1 protein-coding gene is annotated in these 1,490 nt (G+C 61.4%); it reads left to right on the forward strand.

Annotated elements, in window-relative coordinates:
- A partial coding sequence (locus FJV77_RS32140; RefSeq protein ID WP_140671269.1) for a CocE/NonD family hydrolase occupies window positions 1–1,490 on the forward strand: 1,490 nt, incomplete at both ends.

Below are 1,490 nucleotides of genomic sequence, written 5' to 3' on the forward strand. Positions count from 1 at the left end.
GGGACGACGGTTATGACACGCTGTCCTGGATTTCGCAGCAGCCATGGTCGAATGGACGCGTGGGCACATATGGGTGCTCGGCGCTTGGTATCGCGCAGGTTTTGCTGGCGCAGTTGTGCCATCCAGCCCACCGATGCGCAATTGCGCAGGGATCGGGCGGCGCGAACGGCTCTGCCGGAGGGCGATATCGCAACGGGGATCTCCGTCTCGGCGGTGCGGTGGAGGTTGCCGCGTTTGTCCCCTGGTTCCACCAAACCGCAGCGAAGGACCGGTCCCGAGTGCAACCGAAAAGCGATGAGGAGTATCAGCGGGCTTTCGCGTCGCTGCCGCTCGTCAACATGCTTAAGAGCCTTGGGGGACCGCCGACTGACTGGGAGGACTGGGTCTCGCGTGACCCAGGCGATCCCTGGGGGGATCGGAATGGGATGCTTAGCGAGGACTCGACCATCGACGTCCCAGCCCTGTTCGTGAACTCGTGGTACGACGTGGGGGCTGCCGACGCGCTTCACCAGCAGCGCGTTTTTAGTGCTCGCGGATTGAGCCCGGCGGCACGCGATCACCAACATATCATTCTGTCGCCAGCCACGCATTGTGGCACCGAGAGTCTCAAAGCCCCGACGGTTATCGGCGAGCGCGAGCTGGGCGACGCGCGCCTGGATTGCTGGCAGATCTACCTGGACTGGTTCGACTGCTGGCTGAACGACAAGCCCGACCGGATCGAGGGAATGCCCCGCGTCCAGTACTACGTGATGGGTCGCAACGAGTGGCGTGCCGCGTCAGAATGGCCCCCTCTTGGTGTGGAACTGCAGCACTGGTTCCTCCGCAGCGGCGGGAATGCCGCGACCCGTCTAGGCGACGGGACTCTTGATGTAGAGCCTCCGAGTGCCGACGAGCCGGCTGACACGTTTACCTACGACCCTGGGGATCCGGCGCCGTTCTTGGGGATGGACGGCGGGAAGTCAAGTGGAACTACTATAGGACCCCGCGATTACCAGGACGTCCAGCTTCGTCCAGACGTCCTCTGCTTCACTTCACCGCCCCTCACAGAGGGCATGGAGGTTACCGGATTTGTCCGGGCGGTCCTCTTCGTCTCTTCTTCGGCCCCGGACACGGACTTCGTGGCCAGACTGTTGGACGTACATCCCGATGGCCGTGCGATTGACGTGGTGGACGGGATACTGCGCGTCCGCTATCGCGAGGGCTTTGATCGGGCTGTTTTCATGGAACCGAGCGTTATATGCAAAATCGAGATTGATCTCGACGCCACAAGTAATTGGTTTCCGGCCGGCCATCAAATTCGCCTGGAAATCACTAGTTCGGCCTTCCCGCGGTTCGACCGCAACCTGAATACGGGAGGTAACAACTGGGACGAAACTGAATGGGTAGTGGCTCGGAACACGATTCATCACTGCGAGCAGTTCCCCTCCCACGTACTGCTTCCTGTGATGACAGCGATGGGGTCCCATGCCGGCAAGGCGAATTTGAACAGC

The sequence above is a fragment of the Mesorhizobium sp. WSM4306 genome, assembly GCF_007003975.1.
Taxonomy (GTDB): Bacteria; Pseudomonadota; Alphaproteobacteria; order Rhizobiales; family Rhizobiaceae; genus Mesorhizobium.